Below are 582 nucleotides of genomic sequence, written 5' to 3'. Positions count from 1 at the left end.
TGGTCGAGCAAGAGCTGGAGCTTAGTCCTATGGCCAATGCTCTGTTTGTCTTTTGTAATCGCGACCGGGATAAAATCAAGTTACTGTACTGGGAGCGCAATGGCTTTGTGCTCTGGTACAAACGCCTGGAAAAGCAGCGCTTTAAATGGCTAAAGCCGACCGACAGCGCCGCCATCTGTATTGACGGCTATCAACTGAATTTATTATTGGACGGTCTGGATATTTTTAACAATAAACCGCATGAAACCTTATTTTACACTGCCATGAATTAACCAGGGTTGGTATAATCCAACCCATGAAAACACCACCGACCGATCACTTGCCTGATGACATTTCTGCTCTAAAACAACAGCTTTTAGCGCAGCATCAATTATTGGAAGAAAAAAATAATCAGTTAAAAAATAAAGAACAATTAATCAACCAAAAACAATCACGCATCCAGTTTTTGGAAGAGCAGATCATTCTGTTTAAGCAGCGCCAGTTTGGTAAAAGCAGCGAAAAAAGTGATCAACAAGTCGAACTGTTCGATGAGGTTGAATGCGAGGCCGATGCCTCTGCAGTGGATACGGCCGAGTCGATAGA

Annotated in this window: 2 protein-coding genes; both read left to right on the top strand. The window is 43.0% G+C overall.

Features of this window, described 5'->3' with window-relative positions; all coding sequences use genetic code 11:
* Positions 1–272, top strand: a 272-nt coding sequence (tnpB, locus tag WG929_RS20895; protein WP_416207613.1) for an IS66 family insertion sequence element accessory protein TnpB, incomplete at its 5' end; no start/stop codon positions are given.
* Between the two features lie 23 nt (positions 273–295).
* Positions 296–582 (top strand): IS66 family transposase (locus WG929_RS20890; protein WP_416207612.1); only part of this gene is annotated, 287 nt, incomplete at its 3' end.

It is taken from the genome of Oceanobacter antarcticus (assembly GCF_044962685.1).
GTDB classification, from domain to species: Bacteria; Pseudomonadota; Gammaproteobacteria; order Pseudomonadales; family Oceanobacteraceae; genus Oceanobacter; species Oceanobacter antarcticus.
Note: the sequence above shows the minus strand (reverse complement) of the source record. Positions and strands in the feature narration are given on the sequence as shown.